This window comes from Sphaerisporangium cinnabarinum (assembly GCF_055567015.1).
This window is the reverse complement of sequence record NZ_JBVHRG010000002.1, coordinates 504,253-527,093: the sequence shown is the minus strand read 5'-3', so window position 1 is coordinate 527,093 and position 22,841 is coordinate 504,253. Positions and strand designations below refer to the sequence as shown.

At 73.5% G+C, this 22,841-nt stretch carries 20 protein-coding genes and 1 tRNA gene; 13 read left to right on the top strand and 8 right to left on the bottom strand.

Annotation, left to right across the window (positions count from 1 at the left end; all coding sequences use genetic code 11):
- The first annotated feature begins 78 nt into the window (after positions 1-78).
- Entirely contained in the window at positions 79-849 is a 771-nt protein-coding gene (locus ACZ4MO_RS05405) for a methyltransferase domain-containing protein (protein ID WP_175007831.1), read from the top strand.
- 48 nt (positions 850-897) lie between these two features.
- Here the strand turns inward: ACZ4MO_RS05405 and ACZ4MO_RS05400 are convergent, their stop codons facing one another.
- The 5 genes from ACZ4MO_RS05400 to ACZ4MO_RS05380 all read right to left on the bottom strand — a co-directional run bounded on the left by ACZ4MO_RS05400 (position 898) and on the right by ACZ4MO_RS05380 (position 5,869).
- Positions 898-1,917, bottom strand: a complete 1,020-nt coding sequence (locus tag ACZ4MO_RS05400) for an adenosine deaminase (protein WP_175007832.1) — start codon at positions 1,915-1,917, stop codon at positions 898-900.
- A 113-nt stretch (positions 1,918-2,030) separates the two neighbouring features.
- Positions 2,031-2,702: a response regulator gene (locus ACZ4MO_RS05395; protein ID WP_209827117.1), complete on the bottom strand. Its 672-nt coding sequence runs from the start codon at positions 2,700-2,702 to the stop codon at positions 2,031-2,033.
- Positions 2,699-4,021 carry a histidine kinase gene (locus tag ACZ4MO_RS05390; RefSeq protein WP_175007833.1) on the bottom strand — a complete coding sequence of 441 codons (1,323 nt, stop codon included), beginning with the start codon at positions 4,019-4,021 and terminating at the stop codon, positions 2,699-2,701. The genes ACZ4MO_RS05395 and ACZ4MO_RS05390 overlap by 4 nt, the downstream gene beginning before the upstream one ends.
- Positions 4,008-4,865 (bottom strand): ABC transporter permease, encoded by an 858-nt coding sequence (locus ACZ4MO_RS05385; RefSeq protein ID WP_175007834.1) that lies wholly within the window; start codon positions 4,863-4,865, stop codon positions 4,008-4,010. Before ACZ4MO_RS05385 ends, ACZ4MO_RS05390 begins: the two co-directional genes overlap by 14 nt.
- On the bottom strand, positions 4,862-5,869 hold the full coding sequence (locus ACZ4MO_RS05380) for an ATP-binding cassette domain-containing protein (protein WP_175007835.1): 1,008 nt from the start codon (positions 5,867-5,869) through the stop codon (positions 4,862-4,864). Before ACZ4MO_RS05380 ends, ACZ4MO_RS05385 begins: the two co-directional genes overlap by 4 nt.
- A gap of 205 nt (positions 5,870-6,074) precedes the next feature.
- On the opposite strand from ACZ4MO_RS05380, the gene ACZ4MO_RS05375 reads away from it, so the two are divergent.
- From ACZ4MO_RS05375 to rplA, 5 genes are all read left to right on the top strand, one after another.
- Positions 6,075-6,147 (top strand) — tRNA-Trp (locus ACZ4MO_RS05375).
- Between the two features lie 106 nt (positions 6,148-6,253).
- Entirely contained in the window at positions 6,254-6,535 is a 282-nt protein-coding gene (gene secE / locus ACZ4MO_RS05370) for a preprotein translocase subunit SecE (RefSeq protein WP_083385244.1), read from the top strand.
- A 114-nt stretch (positions 6,536-6,649) separates the two neighbouring features.
- Complete coding sequence (gene nusG, locus ACZ4MO_RS05365; protein WP_175007836.1) at positions 6,650-7,507, top strand: transcription termination/antitermination protein NusG; 858 nt, start codon at positions 6,650-6,652, stop codon at positions 7,505-7,507.
- 96 nt (positions 7,508-7,603) lie between these two features.
- On the top strand, positions 7,604-8,035 hold the full coding sequence (rplK, locus tag ACZ4MO_RS05360) for a 50S ribosomal protein L11 (RefSeq protein ID WP_021482529.1): 432 nt from the start codon (positions 7,604-7,606) through the stop codon (positions 8,033-8,035).
- Positions 8,036-8,154: 119 nt separating this feature from the next.
- Positions 8,155-8,871, top strand: coding sequence for a 50S ribosomal protein L1 (gene rplA, locus ACZ4MO_RS05355; RefSeq protein ID WP_034653773.1), 717 nt, complete (start codon positions 8,155-8,157; stop codon positions 8,869-8,871).
- Between the two features lie 116 nt (positions 8,872-8,987).
- Here the strand turns inward: rplA and ACZ4MO_RS05350 are convergent, their stop codons facing one another.
- From ACZ4MO_RS05350 to ACZ4MO_RS05340, 3 genes are all read right to left on the bottom strand, one after another.
- Positions 8,988-10,277 carry a glycosyl hydrolase family 18 protein gene (locus ACZ4MO_RS05350; RefSeq protein ID WP_222592344.1) on the bottom strand — a complete coding sequence of 430 codons (1,290 nt, stop codon included), beginning with the start codon at positions 10,275-10,277 and terminating at the stop codon, positions 8,988-8,990.
- A gap of 209 nt (positions 10,278-10,486) precedes the next feature.
- A complete protein-coding gene (locus tag ACZ4MO_RS05345; RefSeq protein WP_175007837.1) occupies positions 10,487-11,041 on the bottom strand; it encodes a hypothetical protein in 555 nt (184 codons plus the stop codon).
- Positions 11,038-11,445, bottom strand: coding sequence for a DUF4383 domain-containing protein (locus tag ACZ4MO_RS05340; RefSeq protein WP_175007838.1), 408 nt, complete (start codon positions 11,443-11,445; stop codon positions 11,038-11,040). Before ACZ4MO_RS05340 ends, ACZ4MO_RS05345 begins: the two co-directional genes overlap by 4 nt.
- Positions 11,446-11,777: 332 nt before the next feature.
- Here ACZ4MO_RS05340 and ACZ4MO_RS05335 point away from each other — a divergent pair, with 332 nt between their 5' ends.
- The 7 genes from ACZ4MO_RS05335 (at position 11,778) to rpoB (ending at position 22,765) form a co-directional block, all read left to right on the top strand.
- On the top strand, positions 11,778-12,413 hold the full coding sequence (locus tag ACZ4MO_RS05335) for an RNA polymerase sigma factor (protein WP_167405793.1): 636 nt from the start codon (positions 11,778-11,780) through the stop codon (positions 12,411-12,413).
- The gene (locus ACZ4MO_RS05330) at positions 12,410-12,907 is read left to right on the top strand and encodes a hypothetical protein (protein ID WP_034653625.1); all 498 of its coding nucleotides are present in this window, start codon (positions 12,410-12,412) and stop codon (positions 12,905-12,907) included. The genes ACZ4MO_RS05335 and ACZ4MO_RS05330 overlap by 4 nt, the downstream gene beginning before the upstream one ends.
- Positions 12,908-13,051: 144 nt before the next feature.
- Complete coding sequence (locus ACZ4MO_RS05325; RefSeq protein ID WP_175007839.1) at positions 13,052-14,842, top strand: S8 family serine peptidase; 1,791 nt, start codon at positions 13,052-13,054, stop codon at positions 14,840-14,842.
- A 14-nt stretch (positions 14,843-14,856) separates the two neighbouring features.
- Positions 14,857-17,424, top strand: a complete 2,568-nt coding sequence (locus tag ACZ4MO_RS05320) for a CHAT domain-containing protein (protein WP_499278625.1) — start codon at positions 14,857-14,859, stop codon at positions 17,422-17,424.
- A 267-nt stretch (positions 17,425-17,691) separates the two neighbouring features.
- A complete protein-coding gene (gene rplJ / locus ACZ4MO_RS05315; protein ID WP_024840304.1) occupies positions 17,692-18,222 on the top strand; it encodes a 50S ribosomal protein L10 in 531 nt (176 codons plus the stop codon).
- A gap of 113 nt (positions 18,223-18,335) precedes the next feature.
- Entirely contained in the window at positions 18,336-18,728 is a 393-nt protein-coding gene (gene rplL / locus ACZ4MO_RS05310; RefSeq protein ID WP_024840305.1) for a 50S ribosomal protein L7/L12, read from the top strand.
- Between the two features lie 524 nt (positions 18,729-19,252).
- Positions 19,253-22,765, top strand: a complete 3,513-nt coding sequence (gene rpoB / locus ACZ4MO_RS05305; protein ID WP_175007841.1) for a DNA-directed RNA polymerase subunit beta — start codon at positions 19,253-19,255, stop codon at positions 22,763-22,765.
- Positions 22,766-22,841: the final 76 nt, after the last annotated feature.

Here is a 22,841-nt window from a genome sequence, read left to right as displayed (position 1 = left end):
CGCGCGACGCACCGTGATCCCATGTATCTTGATGTCAAGATTGTTGACGTCTAGACACTACGACCGGACGGAGCCGTGATGCCCCGCGACTGGGACCCTGCCCTCTACCTCCGCCACGCCGACGAGCGCACGCGCCCGATGGCCGACCTCGTGGCGCGCGTCGCCGTCGACGCACGCACGGTCGTCGACCTCGGGTCCGGCCCCGGCCACCTGACCCCGCTGCTGCACGCGCGCTGGCCCGAGGCCTCGATCACCGGGATCGACGCCTCACCGGCCATGGTCGACACGGCCCGGCGCGACGCGTCCGCCCCGTGGGTGCGGTACGAGCTCGCGGACGTGCGCTCGTGGTCGCCGCCCGCGCCCGCCGACGTCCTCGTGAGCAACGCGACGCTCCAGTGGGTGCCCGACCACCTCGGCCTGCTCTCCCGGCTCGCCGACCACGTCGCCCCGGACGGCGCGCTCGCGTTCTCCGTCCCCGGCAACCACGACGCGCCGAGCCACCGGCTCCTGCGCGAGCTCGCCGCCCGGCCCCCGTTCGCCGCGCACACCGCGGGCGTCGAGCGCCCCGCGGCCCACGACCCCGAGGTCTACCTCGACGCGCTCGCGGCTCTCGGCTGGACCGTCGACGCGTGGGAGACGACGTACCTCCACGTGCTCCACGGACCGGACCCCGTGCTGCGCTGGGTCTCCGCGACGGGCGCTCGCCCCGTGCTCCAGGCGCTCCCCGACGACCTGCGGGAGGCGTTCGTCGCGCAGTACGGCGCTGCGCTGCGGGACGCGTACCCGGAGCGCGGCGCGGGCACGCTGCTGCCGTTCCGTCGCGTCTTCGTCGTCGCGACGCGCGCGTGACCCCCGCGGCGCGCCCCCGCCCTCCGGCGGCCGGCGCGCCCGCCGGCGTCAGCCCGCCGCGAGCCAGTCGTCCACGCCCGCGAGGAGCCGCCGCTTGGTGCCCGACGACGCCCGGCTCGCCCGGATCGACGACCGCGCGAGGTCGGCGAGCTCCGCGTCCGAGAATCCGTGCTCGCGCCGCGCGGTCTCGTACTGCCCGACGAGCCGGGACCCGAACAGCAGCGGGTCGTCGGCGCCGAGCGCGACCTGCGCGCCCGCGTCGACGAGCGCGCCGAGCGGCACCTGCCCCGCCTCCTCGTAGACGCCGAGCGAGACGTTCGACGCCGGGCACACCTCGAGCGCGATCCCGCGGTCCACGACGTCGTCGAGGACGCGCCGGTCCTCCGCCGACCGCACCCCGTGGCCCAGGCGGTCCGGGACCAGCTCGCGCACGACCTCGTGCACGTGGCCCGGTCCCAGGAGCTCGCCGCCGTGCGGCACCGATGCGAGCCCCGCCCGGCGCGCGATCGCGAACGCGCGCGCGAACTCGGCGGTGTCCCCGCGCCGCTCGTCGTTGCTCAGGCCGAACCCCACGACCTCGCCCGCGCCCTCGCCCGCGTACTGCGCCGCGAGCCGCGCGAGGGTCCGCGCGTCGAGCGGGTGCCGCGTGCGCGACGCCGCGACGACCACCGCGACCTCGGTCCCCGTCGCGGCGCTCGCGGACCGGGCGGCGTCGAGCACGATCTCCACGGCCGGGGTGATGCCCCCGACGAACGGCGCGTACGACGTCGGGTCCACCTGGATCTCGAGCCGCCCCGACCCCTCCCCGGCGTCGTCCTGCGCCGCCTCGAGCACGATGCGCCGCATGTCGGCCTCCGACCGCACGCACGCGCGCGCCGCGTCGTACAGCCGCTGGAACCGGAACCAGCCGCGCTCGGTCGGCGGCAGGCGCAGCGGGTCGCCGTCGACGAGCGCGTGGGGGAGCCGCACGTCGTACTGCGCGGCGAGGTCGCGCAGCGTGTCGGGTCGCATGGACCCCGTGAAGTGCAGGTGCAGGTGGGCCTTGGGGAGCGTCGCGAGGTCTCGCACAGCGGGAGTCTGTCACGGGCGCCCGGCGCCCGCCGTCGGGCGCTGCCGGTCCCGCCGCAGGTCGCGCCGCAGGTCTGGGCCGCAGGTCCGGGCGTCGGTGACGCCCCCGCGCGTCACACGCCGGGGAGGAATCCGCGCTGCATCGCGACCGTCACGGCGGCGGTGCGGTCGTCCACGCCGAGCTTGGCGAAGGCCCGCAGCAGGTGCGTCTTCACGGTCGCCTCGGCGATGAACAGCTCGCGCCCGACGGCCGCGTTCGACAGCCCGCGGGCCACGAGCCGCAGCACCTCGACCTCGCGGTCCGTGAGCCGCTCCGTCCCGCGCACCGAGGTCACGAGGCGCGTCGCGACGCTCGGCGCCAGCACGGTCTGACCCCGCGCCGCGGCCCGCACGCCCGCCACGAGCTCGTCGCGCGGCGTGTCCTTGAGCAGGTAGCCCGTGGCGCCCGCCTCGACGGCCCGCAGGATGTCGGCGTCGGTCTCGTATGTCGTGAGCACGACGACGCGCGGCCCCTCGCCACCGCGCGCGTGCCCGCGGCCCGGGGCGCCGAGGATCGCCGCGGTCGCGCCGACGCCGTCGAGCACGGGCATCCGCAGGTCCATGAGCACGACGTCGGGCGCCAGCTCGCGCGCGAGCTCCACCGCCTGCGCGCCGTCGCCCGCCTCCCCGACCACCGCCAGGTCGGGCTCCGCGGCGAGCATCCCCACGATGCCCGAGCGCACGACCGGGTGGTCGTCCACCACGAGCACGCGCACCGCGCCGGCCCCGCCCGTCGTCCCCGTCACCGCACCGCTCCTCGCCTCGTCGGGGCCGCCCGGCCCGCGCCCGCGACCGCCGCGGGCAGCCGTACCGCGACGCGCGTGCCCCCGCCCGGCGCCGGGCCCACCTCGAGGCTGCCGCCCTCCGCGGCGACGCGCTCGCGCATGCCCCGCAGACCGTAGCCCTCGGCCGCGTCGCCGGGCAGCCCGCGGCCGTCGTCGCACACCTCGAGGAGGGTCCCGTCCGCGTCGTGGCGCAGCCCGACCCGCACCGCGCCCGCCCCGGCGTGGCGCCGCACGTTCGTCAGCGCCTCCTGCGCCGAGCGCAGCAGGACGACCTCCTCGGCGCTCGACAGCCCCGGGGCGTCGTCGGCCGCGAGGTCCACGGGCGTCCCCGTCTCCTCGGCGAACCGCACCGCGAGGCGGCGCAGCGCCTCCCCGAGCGTGCTGCCCTGCAACGGGGCCGGCGAGGAGGCCGCGACGAGCGCCCGGGCCTCGGCGAGGTTGTCGCGTGCCGTCGACTCGACGAGCGCGAGACGTTCGCGTGCTGCGTCCGGGGCGCCCCGGTCGAGGTCGGCGCTCGCGGCCTGCGCGAGCATGACGACGCTCGTGAACCCTTGGGCGAGCGTGTCGTGGATCTCCTGGGCGACCCGTTCACGCTCCGCGAGCACGCCCGCCTCGTGGTGCGAGCGCGCGAGCTCGGCCTGCGTCGCGCGCAGCGCGTCGACGAGGCGCGCGTGCCGCTCGGACTGGCGCATCGTGTGCGCCGTCCACAGCCCGAGGCTCAGCGCGAACGCGAGCGCGACGCCCATCTGCGGCGCGGCGCTCGCCAGCTCGTCGGGCTCGACGCGCCCCGTCGTCGGGTCGAACGCGAGCGCGAGCGCGGTGCCGGCCGCGAGCGCGACGCACAGCACGACCTGCGCCCCGAGGTGCTCCGAAAGCATCCAGATCTGCGTGAAGACGGCGAACAGCAGGAGCGTGCCGAGCGCGTCCTGCCCGACGACGACCAGCGTGCCCGCGATCGCGACGAGGAGGTAGAGGTGCGCCGGCACCTGCGCGCGCGTGCGCGCCGCGCGCCGCCCCCACGCGAGGTAGGCCAGGAGGATCGTCCCGAGCGCCGCGAGCGACACGAGCAGGGCCGTGCCGTCGACGCCCGCCGTGAGCAGCGCGAGCGCGCTGAGCACGACGATGACGTAGAACGCCACGTCCCACCAGCGCACGTCGCGCGCCCACGTGCCGTCGAGCTGGTCCGTGGCCGTGCCGTCCTCGTCTCGGGCCCCGGCCCCGGCCCCGGCCCCGGGCGCCGGGAGCCCGCCCGCGGGCGACGGCGGGTCAGCCGTCGTCACGGCGCCGCCACCGGAACGTCCGCGCGCCCACCACGAGCCCCACGACCAGCCATGCGACCAGTACAGCAGCGGTCGCCCCGTGCTGCCACGACCCGGACGGCTCGAGCGCCGCGGCCTGCTCGGGGAGGAAGACCGAGCGCATGCCCTGCGCCATCCACTTGAGCGGGAACACGGACGCGACGGTCTGCATCCACGTCGGCAGCGCGAAGAACGCGAAGAACACCCCGGAGATGAACTGCAGCACGAGCACGACGGGCGTGACGACCGCCGTCGCGGAGCGGCCCGACCGCGGCAGCGACGAGAACGCGACCCCGCACACGGCGCCCGCGGCGCACCCGAGCACGAACACCCAGGCGAACGTCGTGAGCCGGGTCGCGGCGTCGGGCATGTCCCACGGCATGGGGACGTCGTACACGACGGCCGCGAGGAGCAGCAGGAGCGCGGTCTGCACGAGCGAGGTCGCGAGGACCAGGCCCACCTTGCCGTAGAAGTACGCCGACGCCGGCAGCGGGGTCGCGCGCAGGCGCTTGAGCGTGCCGTCGTCACGCTCGACCGCGATCGAGATCGCGAGCGACTGGAAGCTCGTGAGCATGACGCCCGTGGCGATCATGCCCGGCAGGAAGTACTGCGCGAAGGGCACGGAGTAGCCCGCGGCGCCCTGGTCCTGGCCGTCGAAGACGGTCGCGAAGATCGCCAGCATGATGAGCGGGTAGGTGAAGATGAACACGACCGCGTCGCGCTCGCGGAAGAACCCGCGCAGCTCGGCGCGCGTGCGCTCGACGCCGAGACGGCCGGGGCCGGGCAGGGTGGCGCGCGGGGCGCGCGCGGTCGGGGCAGCGGTCACGGTCGGGCCTCCTCGGGGACGACGACGGTCGCGTCGTCGGGCGTGCGGGCAGCGGCGGGTGCGCTCGGGTCGGGTGCGGGCGACGGGTCGCCCGGAACGGCCGGCTCGCCGATGAGCTCGAGGTAGACGTCCTCGAGGCTCGGGCGCGTCACCTCGAGCCCGGGCACCTCGCCGTCCGCGTACCGCGCGGCGAGCGCCGCGACGACCGCGGTGGGGGAGTCGGTGCGCTCGGAGCGCCGGGTGCCGCCGTCGAGCCACCGCACGACCGGGCGGCGCGCCTCCGCGCCCCCGAGGCGGTCGGGCGCGTCGAGCGCGACGACCCGGCCCGCGCGCACGACCGCGGCGCGGTCGGCGAGGTGCGCCGCCTCGTCGAGGTAGTGCGTGGTGAGCAGGATCGTGGTGCCGTCCTCGCGCAGCGACCGGACGAGCGCCCAGAACGCGCGGCGGGCCTGGGGGTCGAACCCCGTCGTGGGCTCGTCGAGGAACAGCAGCTCCGGCCGCCCGACGATCCCCAGCGCGACGTCGAGCCGTCGGCGCTGCCCGCCGGACAGCTGGCGCGTGCGCGTGCGCGCCTTCTCCCGCAGCCCGACGGCGTCGATCACCTCGTCGGGGTCTCGCGACGTCGGGTAGAACGTCGCGAAGTGCCGGACGAGCTCGGTGACCGTGAGCTCGGCCTGGTCCCGCGAGTCCTGGAGGACGACGCCGATGCGCGAGCGCCAGGCGCGGCCTGCGATCTGGGGGTCCTCGCCGAGCACACGGACCTCGCCCGCGTCCCGGCGGCGGAAGCCCTCGAGGATCTCGACCGTGGTGGTCTTCCCGGCGCCGTTGGGGCCGAGGACCGCGAAGATCTCGCCGCGCTCGACGCGCAGGTCGATGCCGTCCACGGCCTGCTTGGGGCCGTAGCGCTTGCGCAGGCCGCGCACGTCCACGGCCGGTCCGTCCTGACCGGCGCCGGGGCCGGAGGCGGCCCCGCGGGGGCCTGCGGGGAGGGGTGTCGTCGTCATGGGACCAGCCTGTCGGCGCGGGGCCTCGGGCCGCGACGCCCGTTCGTCCGGACCTCGCGTCCACCGATCGGTGGACGGTGGTTCGACCAGGGGCGCCGCGTCGCGTACAGTGATCCCTCGGTGGTTGACGCCCGCCACGCTGGTCCGCGCCCGTGAGACGACTTTCGTCCGGGGAGCGAGGCCGTGCGGGGCGCCGTCGGCTCGAAGGGTAGTGGCGCAATTGGTAGCGCAGCGGTCTCCAAAACCGCAGGTTGCAGGTTCGAGTCCTGTCTACCCTGCACGGCGTGGCTCTCGTGGGACCTTCCCGGGATCCGCGCGCGGCCCGGCACCGGGTCGCACCGAGGGTTCGAGCAAGTCCCGTACGTGAGCGATGGGGAAGATCGAGTGAGCGAATCGCCGTCAGAGGCCGTGGGTGCAGGCGGTGCCCGCGCCGACGAGGTGAAGAAGAAGGGCGGTCCGTCCGCGGACAAGAAGCCCAACCTCTTCGCGCGCATCGCCCTGTTCGTGCGCCAGGTGGTGGCCGAGCTCCGCAAGGTCGTGACGCCGACGCGCTCCGAGCTCATCACCTACACGACGGTGGTCCTCGTCTTCGTCGTCGTGGTCATGGCGTTCGTGACCGTCCTCGACCTGGGGATCGGCCAGGCCGTCCGGTGGGTCTTCGGCTAGCGCACGACCTTCCCCGGCCAGGCCGGGTCAGCACGGCAGCCGGCGCCTCTCGGGGCGCCGTCGGCGCTTCCAGAAGAAGTCTTCGAGCAGTTCGTTGAGAAAGCAGGTTCGTTCGTGTCCCAGGAGTCGCTGGACCAGACGGAGAACGTCGACCCGACGCAGCCCGAGGGTGCCCAGGACGACGTCGACGAGACCACGGACGTCCCGGCGGTCGACGGAGCCGACGAGGCCCTCGACGCCGCTGACGAGACCGACGACGACGCGACGGACGGGGCCGACGACGCGACCGCCGACGACGCGACCGCCGACGACGCGGCGGGCGACGACGAGACGGACGAGGTCCGCCCGGCCGACGAGGACGGCGACGTCATCGAGGACCCGGTCGCGGAGTTCAAGCGCACGCTGCGCTCGCAGCCGGGCGACTGGTACGTCATCCACTCCTACGCGGGCTACGAGAACCGTGTGAAGGCCAACCTGGAGAACCGCATCCAGAGCCTGAACATGGAGGACTACATCTTCCAGATCGAGGTCCCCATGGAGGAGGTGGCCGAGATCAAGAACGCGCAGAAGAAGATCGTCCGACGCGTGCGCATCCCCGGCTACGTCCTCGTCCGGATGGACCTCACCGACGAGTCGTGGGGCGCCGTGCGCCACACGCCCGGTGTCACCGGCTTCGTCGGCCACACCCACCAGCCGGTGCCGCTGACGCTCGACGAGGTCTTCTCGATGCTCGCGCCGATGCTCACCCCCGCCCCGGAGGCCGGCAAGCCCGCGCAGGCCGCGGCGAAGGCTCCCGTCGAGGTCGACTTCACGGTCGGCGAGTCGGTCACCGTCACGGACGGCCCGTTCGACACGCTGCCCGCCACGATCTCCGAGATCAACGTCGAGAACCAGAAGCTCAAGGTGCTCGTCTCCATCTTCGGTCGGGAGACCCCGGTCGAGCTGTCGTTCAACCAGGTCGCGAAGATCTGACGCGCGGGCGGCCCGAGCCGCCCCGCGTGAGCGCAGTACTGCAACCGGGTCATCGCCCACGGCGTCGGCCCACGAGAAGAAAGCCAGGGAAGAGTCATGCCTCCCAAGAAGAAGGTCTCCGGCCTCATCAAGCTCCAGATCCAGGCCGGTGCGGCGACGCCCGCGCCGCCGATCGGCCCCGCGCTCGGTCAGCACGGTGTGAACATCATGGAGTTCTGCAAGGCCTACAACGCGGCGACCGAGTCGCAGCGCGGCAACGTCATCCCCGTCGAGATCACGGTCTACGAGGACCGCTCGTTCACCTTCGTGACGAAGACCCCGCCGGCGGCGGAGCTCATCAAGAAGGCCGCGGGCGTCCAGAAGGGCTCGGCGACGCCGCACACCACCAAGGTCGCGAAGATCACCGCCGACCAGGTGCGCGAGATCGCCCAGACCAAGCTCGAGGACCTCAACGCGAACGACCTCGACGCCGCGTCGAAGATCATCGCCGGCACGGCCCGCTCGATGGGTATCACCGTCGAGGGCTGACGAATGACCGAGGCCTGACCTGTGTGACGGCCTCGTGCACGACGTCGCTCCGCACCCCGCGGGCGACGGTGGCAGGGTCCGCGCGGACCCGCTGACCACGACTGCAGAAGGAGAAGCAGATGGCAACGCGCAGCAAGGCGTACCGCAACGCCGAGGAGAAGATCGACCGCGAGCGTCTCTACGCGCCGCTCGAGGCGATCCGTCTCGCCAAGGAGACGTCGACCGTGAAGTACGACGCGACCGTCGAGGTCGCGTTCCGCCTCGGTGTCGACCCGCGCAAGGCGGACCAGATGGTCCGTGGCACGGTCAACCTCCCGCACGGCACGGGCAAGACCGCCCGCGTCATCGTCTTCGCGAACGCGGCGAAGGCGGAGGAGGCCCGTGCGGCCGGTGCCGACGAGGTCGGCGGCGACGACCTCATCGAGAAGGTCGCCGGTGGGTACACCGACTTCGACGCCGCTGTGGCGACGCCGGACCTCATGGGCAAGGTCGGTCGTCTGGGCAAGGTGCTGGGCCCCCGCGGTCTCATGCCGAACCCGAAGACCGGCACCGTGACGATGGACGTGGCGAAGGCCGTGTCCGACATCAAGGGCGGCAAGATCGAGTTCCGTGTCGACAAGCACGGCAACCTGCACTTCATCATCGGCAAGGTCTCGTTCGACGAGAAGGCGCTCGTGGAGAACTACGCGGCGGCCCTCGAAGAGGTCCTGCGTCTCAAGCCGTCGTCCTCGAAGGGCCGGTACATCACCAAGGCCACGCTGACGACGACGATGGGCCCCGGCATCCCGCTGGACCAGTCCAAGACGACGAAGCTGCTCGAGGACGACGCCGCCTGACGGCTGTCCTCCCCGCGGACGGTCCTCCGTCCGCACCACGTACGACGGCGCGGCACCCGACCAGGGTGCCGCGCCGTCGTCGTCTCAGCAGGTCGCCCGAGGGCGTGCCGACCGGGTCAGCAGGCGCCGAGGTCCTTCCAGACGCCCCACTGCCCGCTCTGGGCGGGGTTCTCGTTGGTGGTCCACCACTTGGCTTCGTAGGTGCGGCCCTGGTACGAGACGCGGGCGCCCCCGGTGTAGACGGCGGAGGCCGACCACGCGGTCGCGGTGCAGGTGCCGGGGTTGGTGGGGTTGGTCGGGTTCGTGGGGTTCGTGGGGTTGGTCGGCTCGGTGGGCGTGGTCGGCCCGCTCGCGAGACGGCCGCCGATCACGGACGCGACCTGGTAGCCGTTGGTCTTGTCCCAGTTGATCGACCAGGTCATGACGCCGCCGATCTTGCCGTACGGCTTCGCCGGCTTGAAGGCGCCGCACCCGGTGCCGACCTCGAGGCAGTCGACGGCCTTGACGACGTTCGCGAGCGGCTGGTAGCCGCCGCCAGCTGCGCGCGGCACGGCCGGGACGCCGATGCCCACCTGGTCGGGGCGCAGGCCCATCTCGAGCTGGATGCAGGTGAGCGCGGTGAGGAAGTCGACCGTGCCCTGCGAGTAGACCTGCTGGTTGCAGCCCATCATCGAGCCCGAGTTGTAGTACTGGGTGTTGACGATCGTGAGGATGTCCTTGATCGCGAGGGTCAGCTGGTAGTACCCCATGCTCGTCGCCTGGTAGTCGATCGTCTGCGGCGCCATGGTGAGGATCAGGCTCGGACCGACCTTCGCCGCGAGCTGGTGGAGGGCGCTCGACATGTACGTGGCGTTGATGCCGTGCTCGAGGTCGATGTCGACGCCGTCGAACCCGTACTTCTGCATGAGGGCGTACGTGGTGTCGGCGAAGTTCTTCGCCTCGGTCGCGTTCGAGACGATGACGTTCCCCTTCTCGCCGCCCACGGAGATCACGACCTTGCGGCCCTGCGCCCGGATGGCCGCGACGTCGGCCGTGAACTGGGCCTCGGTGTAGCCGCCGAGCTCCGCGCTCGCGAGGTTGAACGTGATGCCGCCGGGGGTGCCGGCGAGGTTGTCCGCGAACGCGACGGCGACGAGGTTGTAGGCCTGGGGGATCTCGGACAGGCGCATCGTCACGGAGCCGTTGTCGAAGTTGTGCCAGTAGCCGGTGAGCCACTGCGTGCTGCCCGACGGCGCGGCGGCGCTCAGGGGAGCGGCGGCCGGTGCCGTGGTCGGTGCCGCGGCGGTCGCGGGGGCGGCGGCGAGCGCGCCGCCCGCGACGACGGTCGCCGCGGCGACCGCGGACGCGAGGGCGCGCAGCGCGCGCCCGGTGAGGCCGCGCGTGCGGCCGGTGAGGACTGTTCTCACGGAGGTGCTCCTCGTGCTCGGGCGGGGCGCGTCGTCGCGCCTCGCCGGTCCGCACCCGCGGTGTGGGTGCAGGGGTCGTTCCCGACGCTAGGCCTGGTGCCCGCCGTGCGGCATGAGGGATTCCCCGGAACTTCACGACCGTGGGTTACGGGAGAACGCGTACCCGCCAGGGGCGCCACGGCGGGTCCCCGGCCCCGCCGTCGGCGCGCTCACGGCTGGTCGAGGGAGCCACCGGCGTGCCCTGGGCCGTGACCCGGCAGGTCCCCCAGGGCGGGCAGGTGCGACCCGTGCGGCACGGCGCGCTGCGCGGCGTCGGTCCCGCCGAGGCCGAACGTCGCGACGGCGGCGACCACGACGGACACCGAGAACAGCGCGACGAGCCGCGCCCCGGCGCGCGCCGGCGGGCCGTCGGCGGGGACGCGCCCCGGGCGGGCGAGGACGCACGCCGTCGCGACCCGCAGGGCAGGCGCTGCGGTCGCACCCGCCGAGAGCGGCACGCCGGACGTGACGGGCACGACCACCCCGGCGACGGTCGCGACGAGGAGCAGGGCGATCCCGACGCGCGGCACCGCCGTCGGGCGCCCGGGCCGCGGCCCGCGGGCGAGGAGCACGAGCGCGGCGGAGAGCTCCGCGGCACCGGTGGCCAGCGCGAGCAGGCCCGCCGGCGCCGGGAACGCGCCCCGGACCAGCCCGAGGTCGACGATCCCGGCACCGAGCAGCGCGAGCGCGGCGCCGGCGCGCCGGGTGGGGACGGGGGCGGTCATGCCGTGACGGTGCGGCCCGCGTCCTCGCGGTCCGCGGCGAGCCCGACGCCGAGGAGCAGCAGCGCGCTGGCGAGGTGCAGCACGTTGTCGGCACCGTTGAGCGCGATGATGTTGGCGCCGGTGTCGACGAGGAACAGCCCCACCACGCCGACGAGGAGGTACACCGCGCCGATCGCGACGTTCGTGCCGCGCGCTGCCCGGACGCTGCGCGACGCGAGCAGGAGCGCTGCGCCGATGCCGAGGTGGACGATGTTGTGCAGGGGGTTCACCTCGAACAGCAGGAGGTCGCGGCCCTCGGTGGCGGCGAAGCCGACTCCCGACGTCACGACGAAGCCGGCGAGGCCGACCAGCAGGTAGACGGCGCCGAAGACGGCCGCGAGGAGGCGGTTCGGGGACGAGGTCATGGTGGTCTCCGCTCTGTGGTCGCGCGGGCTGTCCGCGCGTCGACCCTGGTTCGGAGCGGTGCGTGGCCCGGACGGGTCGCCCGGGACAGAACACGCGTGGACGGGATGTATCAGACGGGCGGTCCGCCCCTCTCGTCCGGGTGGAGGAGCGCCGACCAGACGCTCCCGCCCGTGTGCCGGAGGGACGAGATGGGACGCAACCGCACGAGCCGGGAGGGGTGTGACCAGTGACGATGGTTGTCGACCCCACCGGCCCGGCCGTAGAATCAGGCGCTTCCGGGGACCCCCCGCTGATGCCTGACCGGACGAGTGTGCCGAGGACAGTGCGCCCCATGACCAGAACGACCGACGAGGTGGCCGACACCGGCGAACCGGGCCTCAGCCTGGGGGACCGGGGCGCGTTCGCGCTCCTGGAGTATCGCGACGGCCGTCCGGAGGCTCTCGGGGACTTCGTCCGCGAGGCGTCGCCCCTCCTGTGGCACACGGTGCGCGCGCAAGGCGTGGAGCGCGAGCAGGCCGACGACATCGTCCAGACGGTGTGGGTCGCGCTCGTGCGCAACGCCATGACCATCAAGGAGCCGCACGCCGTCCTGAAGTGGCTGCTCATCACGGCCAAGCGCGCGGCCTGGGAGGCCGTGCGCAAGCACCGCGACGAGGCCCGACGGCGCACCGAGCTCCCGGACGACACCGACGAGGGCATCCCCGAGCTCCCGTCGGGCGACCCGACGCCGGACGTCGAGGTGCTCCGCAACGAACGTGACCGCTCCCTCTGGGCCGCGCTCGACCGGCTGCCGGAACGCTGCCGCCGGCTCCTGCACCTCGTGTCGCTCGCCGACCGTCCGGACTACAAGGCCATCTCGGCCGCCATCGGCATGCCCGTCGGGAGCATCGGCTCCACGCGGGGCCGCTGCCTCGCCAAGCTGCGCGACATCATCGACGACCAGGGGGAACCGTGGGAAGCATCATGAGCACCGAGCCGACGCACAGCCCCGACGAGCCGCTCGACGCCGTCGACCTCGCCCTCCTGGCCGACCTCGCGCGGATCGCGGAGGAGATCGACCCCGTCCCCGACGGCCTCGTCGAGCGGTCGCTCTTCGCGATCACGCTCGCCGGGCTCGAGGCCGAGGTCATGGAGCTGGAGTACGTCCAGGCCCCCGCGACGTCCGTGCGCGGCGACGCGCCGCCCGTCGAGGCGCGCACGATCACGTTCACGTCCGAGTCCGTCACGGTGATGATCTCGCTGTCCCCGACGGACGACGGCCGCATCCGCATCGACGGCTGGGCGGCGCCGGCGACGGCGCTGCGCGTCGAGCTCCACCGCCCCGGCGTGGTGAGCGAGACGACGAGCGACGACGACGGCCGCTTCGTCTTCGAGGCCGTCGACCGCGGCCCGGCGAGCCTCGTGGTCCGCCGCGCCGACGGCGCCGGCGGCGCCGTGAGCACGCCGGTCGTCGAGCTCTAGCGCCCGGGGGCCGCGGGCGACGCCCGCGGCCCACCGACCGCACCACCACCAGCAACCCTTCCCCGCGCAGCGGTGCGCGGGCGGCCGCCCGTCGACGACGACGCGTGCGGCACCGGACGAACGTCATCTCCCGAGGAGGAGCACGTGAGCGAGACCCCTGAACCCCCCGTCGGAGCCGCAGACCTCGGTTTCTTCGGCGACCGGCCGAGCCGGCTCCAGTGGCGCACCCGCACGATCGACCCGGTCGCCGCGCAGCGTCGCGCCGGGCAGCAGTCCCCGCACCCCACCTGGTACGTGGGCGACCGCATCCTCATCCCCGAGTCGCCGTTCGACCGTGAGGGGAACCGCTCGCTGCGGTGGCTCGAACGCGCGGCCGAGCGTCTCGGGCTCCGCGTGGAGGTGCAGCAGGAGAGCATCGACGACGCCGAGCTGGTGCGCGAGGCCGACCTCGACCCGGAGACGACGACCGACCTGCTCCGCACGTTCGGCTACTCCGTGCGCCTGCGCTACCGCGACGACGAGCAGGGGCAGCTTCCCGACGCCTGGCACCTCGTCGAGGAGCTGCGCGGACGGCTGTGCCCGGACGACCGGCACAGCCCGCGGCTCGCGCTCGACCACATGGTCGCGCCGACCCCGTTCATCGGCGGCCAGCCGTACACGCAGCCGTTCCCGTACACGCAGCCGCACCCGTACACCCAGCCGCACCCCTACACGCAGCCGCACCCGTACACCCAGCCGCACCCCTACACGCAGCCGCACCCCTTCGCGGGCACCGCGGAGTACTCCCTGCCGGGCTCGGGCGGCCGCACGCCCGTGAGCTGGATCGGCCCCGTGCCGCGCCGCGCGCTGCCCGCGGGGGAGACGCCGTGGATCGCGGGCGACGGCGTCCGTCGCCCCGTCGTCGCCGTGCTCGACACCGGTGTCGGCGAGCACCCGTGGTTCGACGACGACCTCGAGACGCGCGGGACGATCGTCGTGCGCGACCCCGAGCTGCTCGGTCAGCCGCTGTCGACCCTGCCGCCGACGGAGTACCCGTACGAGGACCCGGAGATCGGCGGCGTCTCCGTCTCGCCCCTGACGGGTCCGCTCGACCCGGTCGCGGGCCACGGGACCTTCATCGCGGGCCTCGTGCACCAGCTGTGCCCGGACGCCGTCATCCTCGCCCCGCGCCTCTACGGCGGGTCGGGCATCGTGCCGGAGCGCGACCTGCTGCGGACCCTGCGTCGCGTGCTCCTGTGGCACGTGCTCGGCCTGGCCGGGCGCGACGGCTACGCGCCGATCGACGTCCTCGTGCTCTCGCTCGGCTACTACCACGAGCGCCCGGAGGACGCGGACTTCGACGCCCCGTTCGGGGCGCTGATCCGCGCCCTGCGCCGGTACGGCGTCGTCGTCGTCGTGTCGTCGGGCAACGACGGCCAGACGCGCCCGACCTACCCCGCGGCGTTCGCTCCGCGGATCAACCGGAAGACGGAGCCCCCTGTCCCGCTGGAGGGGGTGACGCTGCTCCTCGAGGAGCCGCCGGTCCTCACGGTCGGCGCGGAGAACCCCGACGGGACGGTCTCGCTCTTCAGCAACGACGGCCCGTGGATCACGTGCACCCGCCCGGGCGCGGCGCTCGTGTCGACGATCCCGCGCACGATCGACGGCGCCGTCGCGCCCTCGCGTCACGTCCCGGAGCTCTGGGGACCGGGCTTCCGCGCCACGATCGACCCCGAGGGTTTCCAGGGCGGTTTCGCGACGTGGAGCGGGACGTCGTTCGCGGCGCCCGTCCTCGCGGGCGAGCTCGCAGCGTCCCTGCTCGAGCGGATCGGCGACGACCCGACGGACCCGGGCGTCCTGGAGCCCGGCCAGGGCGCGCCGGACCGCTGCGCCTGGCTGTGGCCGTCCATTACCCTGGCGACGGGTCTGGTCCCGACCCCGGGTGACGACGCATGAGGTGATGAGCGGTGGTGCGCAGCAGCCGGGAGGTGCTCGAGGCCCGGCTGGCTGCTGCGCAGGCCGTGAACGCCCGCGGCCAGCACCGCCGCGCGAGCCGCGCGTTCGCGCAGATCGTCCACGACGTCGATGCCGCCGGCGAGGGCGCGAGCCGGGACGACGCCTACCTCGCGGCGCGCGCGCTGCTGGGGCTCGCGCTCGCGGAGTTCGAGCTGACGGGGGACGTGGACGGCGCGTACGAACGGCTCGCCGAGGTCGAGGCGCGCGGCACCGCGCTGGCCATGCGCGACCTCGCCCTCGTCGTACGGTCCCAGCGCGGGCTCCTGCGGCTGCGGACCGGCGACGTCTCGGCCGCGCTGGACGAGATGGAGACGGCGGCCGAGGTCATCGACGACGCACGCCCCCTCGACGCCGCCGTCCTGCTGCTCAACCTCGGGTCGCTGCGCCTCGAGCTGGGTGACGCCGAGGGGGCGAGCCGCGACCTCGACGACGCCGTTCGCCGGGCCACCGCGCTCGGGGACGAGCTCCTCGTCTCCAAGGCACGGCACAACCTCGGGTACGCCGAGTACCTGCGTGGCGACCTCCCGGTCGCCCTGCGCGCCATGGACGAGGCCGCGGCGCAGGCACCGGACCGGCACGCGGCCGTCGGGCTCATCGACCGCGCGCAGGTGCTGCTCGACGCCGGGCTGCTGACCGAGGCCGACGAGGCGCTGAGCGAGGCGCGCGAGCACCTCTCCCGCTACCGCATGCTGCGCGACCTCGCGGAGGTCGAGCTGGTCCGGTCGCGCGTCGTGCTCGGCCTGCGGCGGTACGCCGAGGCGCGACGGCTCGCCCGCTCGGCGTCGCGCCGGTTCGACCGCCTCGGGAACACGCCGTGGATGCTGCGCGCTCGCGTCGCGGAGCTCCAGGCGGCTCTCACCGAGCACCGGGCGACGCCGGTCGGCCCGGCGCGCGCCCGTCGCCACGCGACCTGGGCGCTCGACCTCGCGCGCGACGGCGAGTCGCTGGATGGCCTCGCCGGGCTCGGGGTCACGGTCCCCGCGCGGCTGCTCGCCGTCGAGTGGCTCGTGTCCGCGGGCGACGTGCGCGGGGCGCAGGAGGTCCTCCGGGCGGTGCCCCCGCGCCTCGGCCGCGCACCGCTGCCCGTCCGGCTCCAGCACGAGGCGGTCCTCGCGCAGCTCGCGTTCGTGGCGGGGGACCGGCGTGCCGGCGTCCGCGCCGTGCGGCGCGGCCAGGCGGCGCTCGCGGACCACCGCGCGCGGCTCGGGTCCGTGGACGCCGTGACGGCGTCCGCGGTGCACGGGGTGCGCCTCGGCAACGTCGACGTCGAGGCGGCGCTGCGCACCCGGCGTCCCGGGACGATCTTCGACGCCGTCGAGCGCGGCCGTGCGGCGTTCGCCGGGACCGGCCGCGTGCGCCCGCCCGCCGACCCGGTCCTCGCGAACCTCCTCGCCGCGGCGCGGCGCGAGGTCGAGGCCGCCCGCGCGCTGGGGGCGCCCTCGGACGCGGCCAGCCTCGCGCGCCGGCAGGACCACCTGCAGGCGGCGCGGCGCCTCCAGGACGACGCGCGGCGACGCTCCTGGCAGCACGGCGGTGGGGCCGCGGCCCCGGTCCCCGCGTCGGAGCGGCGCCTGCGCGCCACGCTGGCCGACGCCGGCTCCGACGCCGTCGTGGCCGACCTCATGCTCGACGGCGACGACGTGCTCGCCGTCCGCCTCAGCGCGGAGGGCTCCCGGCTCGTGCGCCTCGCGTCGCGTGCGGCGGTCGCCGAGCAGGTGCGCCGTGCGCGCGCCGACTTCGCGGTCCTGTCGAACGTGCTCATCCCGGTCCCCATGCGCGAGGCTGCGGTCGGCTCGCTGTCCCGGACGCTGGCCGCGCTCGACGACGCGCTCGTCGTCCCGCTCGAGGCGGACGGCGACCTCCACGTCGCGGCGCGCGACCTGCTCCTCGCGCTGCCCTGGGCCTCGCTGCCCTCGCGGCGCGGGCTGCGCACGTGGGCGAACTCGTGGGTGGACCTGCGCGTCGGCGAGCCGGTGCGCCGGGCGGACGAGGCGCTCGTCGTCGCCGGGCCCGGCCTGCGCTTCTCCGGCGCTGAGGCGAAGCTCGTCGCGTCCGTCTGGGAAGGCGCGGAGGCGCTGACGGGGGAGGAGGCGACGTGCGAGGCCGTGGTCGACGGGCTGCGCACCGCGGGGGTCGTGCACCTGGCCGCGCACGGGACGCACGAGACCGACAACCCGCTGTTCTCGTCGCTGCGCCTCGCCGACGGCCCGCTGTTCGCGCACGAGCTCGACGGGACCGACCTGCACGGCGTGGTCGTCGTGCTGTCGGCGTGCGAGGTGGGGCTGTCGACGCCGAGGATCGGCGGCGAGTCGCTCGGCCTGACGAGCGTCCTGCTGCGGCTCGGTGCCCGTGCGGTGATCGCGAGCGTGGCCCCGCTGCGCGACGACGTCGCGGCGCGCGTCATGCCGTCGCTCCACGCCGAGCTGCGCGACGGCGCGATGCCGGGGACGGCGCTCGCCCGGGCCGTGGCCGACGAGCCCGAGCCGGTGCCGCTGGTCTGCTTCGGTCCGCTGGCGCTCTGACGGCACGGGCCGCGGTTTGGAGCACCCGCCGTCGTCCCGTACGATGAGCGTGTACCCAAGACCGCCGGTCGTCCGACGCTGCCCGCAGACTCCGTCTGCAGGACGCGACGGACCGAAGTCCCACCCACGAGGTGGAGGCCAGCGCAGGTAGCGAATCGACGACGTCCGCCCGGCCCCGCCGCGCGTGCGACTGCGAGCCCCGCGCCTGCGCGGGGCTCTTCTCGTTCCGGGACGGACGCCGGTGGTACCACCACCGGAAGGATTGCCATGGCGAGGCCGGACAAGGCAGCCGCAGTCGCCGAGATCTCGGAGAAGTTCCGCGACTCGAACGCTGCCGTGCTGACCGAGTACCGCGGGCTCACCGTCGCGCAGCTCAAGCAGCTGCGTCGGTCGCTCAGCGGCAACGCAACCTACGCCGTGGTGAAGAACACGCTGACCGCCATCGCGGCCAAGGAGGCCGGTGTCGAGGGACTCGACGCCGACCTGCAGGGTCCTTCGGCCATCGCCTTCGTCACCGGGGACCCGGTCGAGGCAGCCAAGGGTCTGCGTGACTTCGCCAAGGCGAACCCCGCGCTGGTCATCAAGGGCGGTGTCCTCGACGGGCGCCCCCTGACCGCTGCGGAGGTCACGAAGCTCGCGGACCTCGAGTCCCGCGAGGTCCTGCTGGCCAAGGCGGCCGGCGCGATGAAGGCCAAGCTCTTCCAGGCTGCCTACGTCTTCACCGCGAACACCGCCCAGGCCGCCCGCGTCATCGATGCCCTGCGTCAGAAGCAGGAATCGGAGGGCGCTGCCGCCTGATCCCGTGACCGGGCCCGCCCGGTCTCGCGATCGACGCAGCGCAAGCACAACACCCCGCTTCTGGCAGGCCCGCACCGGGCCGCTGCCGAGCACCGACCGAAAGGAACGCCATCATGGCGAAGCTCAGCACCGACGAGCTCATCGAGCAGTTCAAGGGCCTCACCCTCATCGAGCTCAACGAGTTCGTGAAGGCCTTCGAGGAGACCTTCGAGGTCACCGCCGCCGCCCCCGCCGCCGTCGCGGTGGCCGCCCCCGCGGGTGGCGCCGGTGGCGACGCCCCGGCCGAGGAGGAGAAGGACGAGTTCGACGTCATCCTCGAGGCTGCCGGCGACAAGAAGATCCAGGTCATCAAGGAGGTGCGCGCGCTCACGTCCCTCGGCCTGAAGGAGGCCAAGGACCTCGTGGACGGTGCCCCGAAGCCGGTCCTGGAGGGCGCGAACAAGGAGACGGCCGAGAAGGCGAAGGCTGCCCTCGAGGGCGCCGGCGCCACGGTCACCCTCAAGTGATCGCACCGGTCCCGTCCTGACGGGACCGGTCGCACGCCGCACGAGGCCCGCACCCCGCCCGGGGTGCGGGCCTCGTCGTCGTCCGGGCCGGTCGGGTCCCGGGCCGGCGGCCTTCCGAGCGGCCCGGAGGCTCCCGGGCACCCCGCGGCGCCGCCGGGTCGGCGCACCGGCTTCACGGAACGGCCACGAGTGTGCCACCATGTGCGGGTCGACGACGCAGGACAGCGAGGTCGACAGCAGCAGGTTCGAGGCCCGCACGGCGGGCCGGAGGGCGGGCGACGAGGCCCGTGCGAGTACCGGCGAGGCGCCCAGCGCCCAGGCCGGGCGGGGGAGTGTGCCCCGGGGTTGTGCAGCGACGCCTTCTTGGGGTATGCTCACGCTTTGCGCTGTCCTGTGCCCCCGATCTCATATACCCCCGACCCCCTCGCCGACGTACGTGCGCGTCCGCGAGGTGTCGTGGCGGCGGTGATCGTGTCCAGCCCGGCCGGTGCAGCGTTCTTTCGATCTGCAGGGAAGGACCCCTCTTGGCTGCCTCGCGCACCCCTTCTGCTCCGTCCGCCGACGCCATCGCGAACCGCACCGCATCGCGTCGCCTCTCCTTCGCCAAGATCTTCGAGCCGCTCGAGGTCCCCGACCTGCTGGGCCTCCAGACCGAGAGCTTCGACTGGCTGCTCGGCAACGAGGCGTGGCAGGCGCGCGTCGCCGCCGCGGCCGAGGCCGGGCGCCAGGACGTGCCCTCGACGTCGGGCCTCGAGGAGATCTTCGAGGAGATCTCCCCGATCGAGGACTTCGGGTCCTCGATGTCGCTGTCGTTCTCCAACCACCGCTTCGAGCCGCCGAAGTACACGGCCGACGAGTGCAAGGAGAAGGACTTCACGTACGCCGCGCCGCTGTTCGTCACCGCGGAGTTCGTCAACTACAACACCGGTGAGATCAAGAGCCAGACGGTCTTCATGGGCGACTTCCCGCTCATGACCGAGCGCGGCACGTTCATCATCAACGGCACCGAGCGCGTCGTCGTCTCGCAGCTCGTCCGCTCGCCCGGCGTCTACTTCGAGCGCGCTGCCGACAAGACGAGCGACAAGGACATCTTCTCCGCGAAGATCATCCCGTCGCGCGGTGCCTGGCTCGAGTTCGAGATCGACAAGCGCGACGCCGTCGGCGTGCGCGTCGACCGCAAGCGCAAGCAGTCCGTGACCGTGCTGCTCAAGGCGCTCGGCCTCACGGAGTCCGAGATCCGCGAGCAGTTCGCGGACTTCCCGTCCGTGCTCGACACGCTCGAGAAGGACCACGTCCACACGCAGGACGAGGCGCTCGTCGACCTCTACCGCAAGATCCGCCCGGGCGAGCCGCCGACGGTCGAGGCCGGCCGTGCGCTCCTCGAGAACTTCTACTTCAACCCGAAGCGCTACGACCTCGCCAAGGTCGGCCGCTACAAGGCGAACAAGAAGCTCGGCATCGACGCGCCGCTCAGCGACTCCACGCTGTCGGTCTCGGACGTCGTCGCGACGATCAAGTACCTCGCGGCGCTGCACGCGGACCACGCGAGCATCCCGGGCACGCGCAACGGCGAGGCCGTCGAGGTGCGCGTCGAGACGGACGACATCGACCACTTCGGCAACCGCCGCATCCGCGCCGTCGGCGAGCTCATCCAGAACCAGGTCCGCACGGGCCTGTCCCGGATGGAGCGCGTCGTGCGCGAGCGCATGACGACGCAGGACGTCGAGGCGATCACGCCGCAGACGCTCATCAACATCCGCCCGGTCGTGGCGTCCATCCGCGAGTTCTTCGGCACGTCGCAGCTCTCGCAGTTCATGGACCAGAACAACCCGCTCGCGGGCCTGACGCACAAGCGTCGTCTCTCGGCCCTCGGCCCGGGTGGCCTCTCGCGCGACCGCGCCGGCATGGAGGTCCGTGACGTCCACCCGTCGCACTACGGCCGCATGTGCCCGATCGAGACCCCCGAGGGTCCGAACATCGGTCTGATCGGCTCGCTCGCGTCGTACGGGCGCATCAACCCGTTCGGCTTCATCGAGACGCCGTACCGCAAGGTGACCGCGGGCAAGGTGACCGACGAGGTCGTCTACCTCACGGCCGACGACGAGGACCGCCACGTCATCGCGCAGGCGAACCAGACGCTCAACGCCGACGGCTCCTTCGCGGACGAGCGCGTGCTCGTGCGCACCAAGGGCGGCGAGGTCGAGATCGTCCCCGGCGCGCAGGTCGACTACATGGACGTCTCGCCGCGCCAGATGGTCTCGGTCGCGACGGCGCTCATCCCGTTCCTGGAGCACGACGACGCGAACCGCGCCCTCATGGGTGCGAACATGCAGCGCCAGGCCGTGCCGCTGGTCCGCTCCGAGGCCCCGCTCGTCGGGACCGGCATGGAGTGGCGCGCGGCCGTCGACGCGGGCGACGTCGTCGTCGCGACGAAGCCCGGTGTCGTCACCGAGGTCTCGGCCGACCTCGTGCTCGTCGCGAACGACGACGGCACGACCGGCAGCTACCGCATCGCGAAGTTCCGCCGCTCGAACCAGGGCACGAGCTACAACCAGCGCGTGCTCGTCGACGAGGGTCAGCGCGTCGAGCCCGGCTCCGTCCTCGCGGACGGCCCGGCGACCGACGAGGGCGAGCTCGCGCTCGGCCGCAACCTCCTCGTGGCGTTCATGTCGTGGGAGGGCCACAACTACGAGGACGCGATCATCCTCAGCCAGCGTCTCGTGCAGGACGACGTGCTCTCCTCGATCCACATCGAGGAGCACGAGGTCGACGCGCGCGACACCAAGCTCGGCCCCGAGGAGATCACGCGGGACATCCCGAACGTCTCCGAGGACGTCCTCGCGGACCTCGACGAGCGCGGCATCATCCGCATCGGTGCCGAGGTCGGCGCGGGCGACGTCCTGGTCGGCAAGGTCACGCCGAAGGGCGAGACCGAGCTGACCCCGGAGGAGCGCCTCCTGCGCGCGATCTTCGGCGAGAAGGCGCGCGAGGTGCGCGACACGTCGCTCAAGGTGCCTCACGGCGAGTCCGGCACGGTCATCGGCGTGCGCGAGTTCAACCGCGAGGACGGCGACGAGCTGCCCGCGGGCGTGAACCAGCTCGTGCGCGTCTACATCGCGCAGCGCCGCAAGATCACGGACGGCGACAAGCTCGCCGGCCGTCACGGCAACAAGGGCGTCATCTCCAAGATCCTGCCCGTCGAGGACATGCCGTTCCTCGAGGACGGGACGCCGGTCGACGTCGTCCTCAACCCGCTGGGCGTCCCCGGCCGTATGAACGTGGGCCAGGTCCTCGAGACGCACCTCGGGTGGGTCGCGAAGCAGGGCTGGGACATCACGCTCGCCGAGGGCAAGGACCTCTCCTGGAAGGAGAACGTCCCCGAGATCGCCGCGACGTCCGAGCCGGGCCGTCCCGTCGCCACCCCGGTGTTCGACGGCGTCCACGAGGACGCGCTCACGGGCCTGCTCTCGACGACGATCCCGAACCGCGACGGCGACCGCATGGTCGGCGCCGACGGCAAGGCGCGCCTCTTCGACGGCCGCTCCGGCGAGCCGTTCCCCGAGGCCGTGTCGGTGGGCTACATGTACATCCTCAAGCTCCACCACCTGGTCGACGACAAGATCCACGCGCGCTCGACCGGCCCGTACTCGATGATCACCCAGCAGCCGCTCGGTGGTAAGGCGCAGTTCGGCGGCCAGCGCTTCGGCGAGATGGAGGTGTGGGCCCTCGAGGCGTACGGCGCGGCCTACACGCTGCAGGAGCTCCTCACGATCAAGTCGGACGACGTGCCCGGTCGCGTCAAGGTCTACGAGGCGATCGTCAAGGGCGAGAACATCCCCGACTCGGGCATCCCGGAGTCCTTCAAGGTCCTCCTCAAGGAGATGCAGTCGCTGTGCCTGAACGTCGAGGTGCTCTCGAGCGACGGCGTGTCCATCGAGATGCGGGAGTCGGACGACGACGTGTACCGCGCAGCCGAAGAGCTCGGCATCGACCTGTCGCGCCGCCCCAACGCGGCGTCCAGCGTCGACGAGATCTGATCTCGGGCAGGTGGGAGCGGGTCACCCCGCTCCCACCGACGACCCCCACACCAACCGTCTTTTTGGCGTCGGGGCC

Coding starts and splice junctions, on each gene's coding strand:
- rplJ (WP_024840304.1), top strand. CDS start 17,692: ATGGCGAGGCCGGACAAGGCAGCCGCAGTCGCCGAGATCTCGGAGAAG.
- ACZ4MO_RS05380 (WP_175007835.1), bottom strand. CDS start 5,869: ATGACGACGACACCCCTCCCCGCAGGCCCCCGCGGGGCCGCCTCCGGC.
- ACZ4MO_RS05335 (WP_167405793.1), top strand. CDS start 11,778: ATGACCAGAACGACCGACGAGGTGGCCGACACCGGCGAACCGGGCCTC.
- rplK (WP_021482529.1), top strand. CDS start 7,604: ATGCCTCCCAAGAAGAAGGTCTCCGGCCTCATCAAGCTCCAGATCCAG.
- ACZ4MO_RS05405 (WP_175007831.1), top strand. CDS start 79: ATGCCCCGCGACTGGGACCCTGCCCTCTACCTCCGCCACGCCGACGAG.
- rplA (WP_034653773.1), top strand. CDS start 8,155: ATGGCAACGCGCAGCAAGGCGTACCGCAACGCCGAGGAGAAGATCGAC.
- ACZ4MO_RS05345 (WP_175007837.1), bottom strand. CDS start 11,041: ATGACCGCCCCCGTCCCCACCCGGCGCGCCGGCGCCGCGCTCGCGCTG.
- ACZ4MO_RS05340 (WP_175007838.1), bottom strand. CDS start 11,445: ATGACCTCGTCCCCGAACCGCCTCCTCGCGGCCGTCTTCGGCGCCGTC.
- rplL (WP_024840305.1), top strand. CDS start 18,336: ATGGCGAAGCTCAGCACCGACGAGCTCATCGAGCAGTTCAAGGGCCTC.
- ACZ4MO_RS05330 (WP_034653625.1), top strand. CDS start 12,410: ATGAGCACCGAGCCGACGCACAGCCCCGACGAGCCGCTCGACGCCGTC.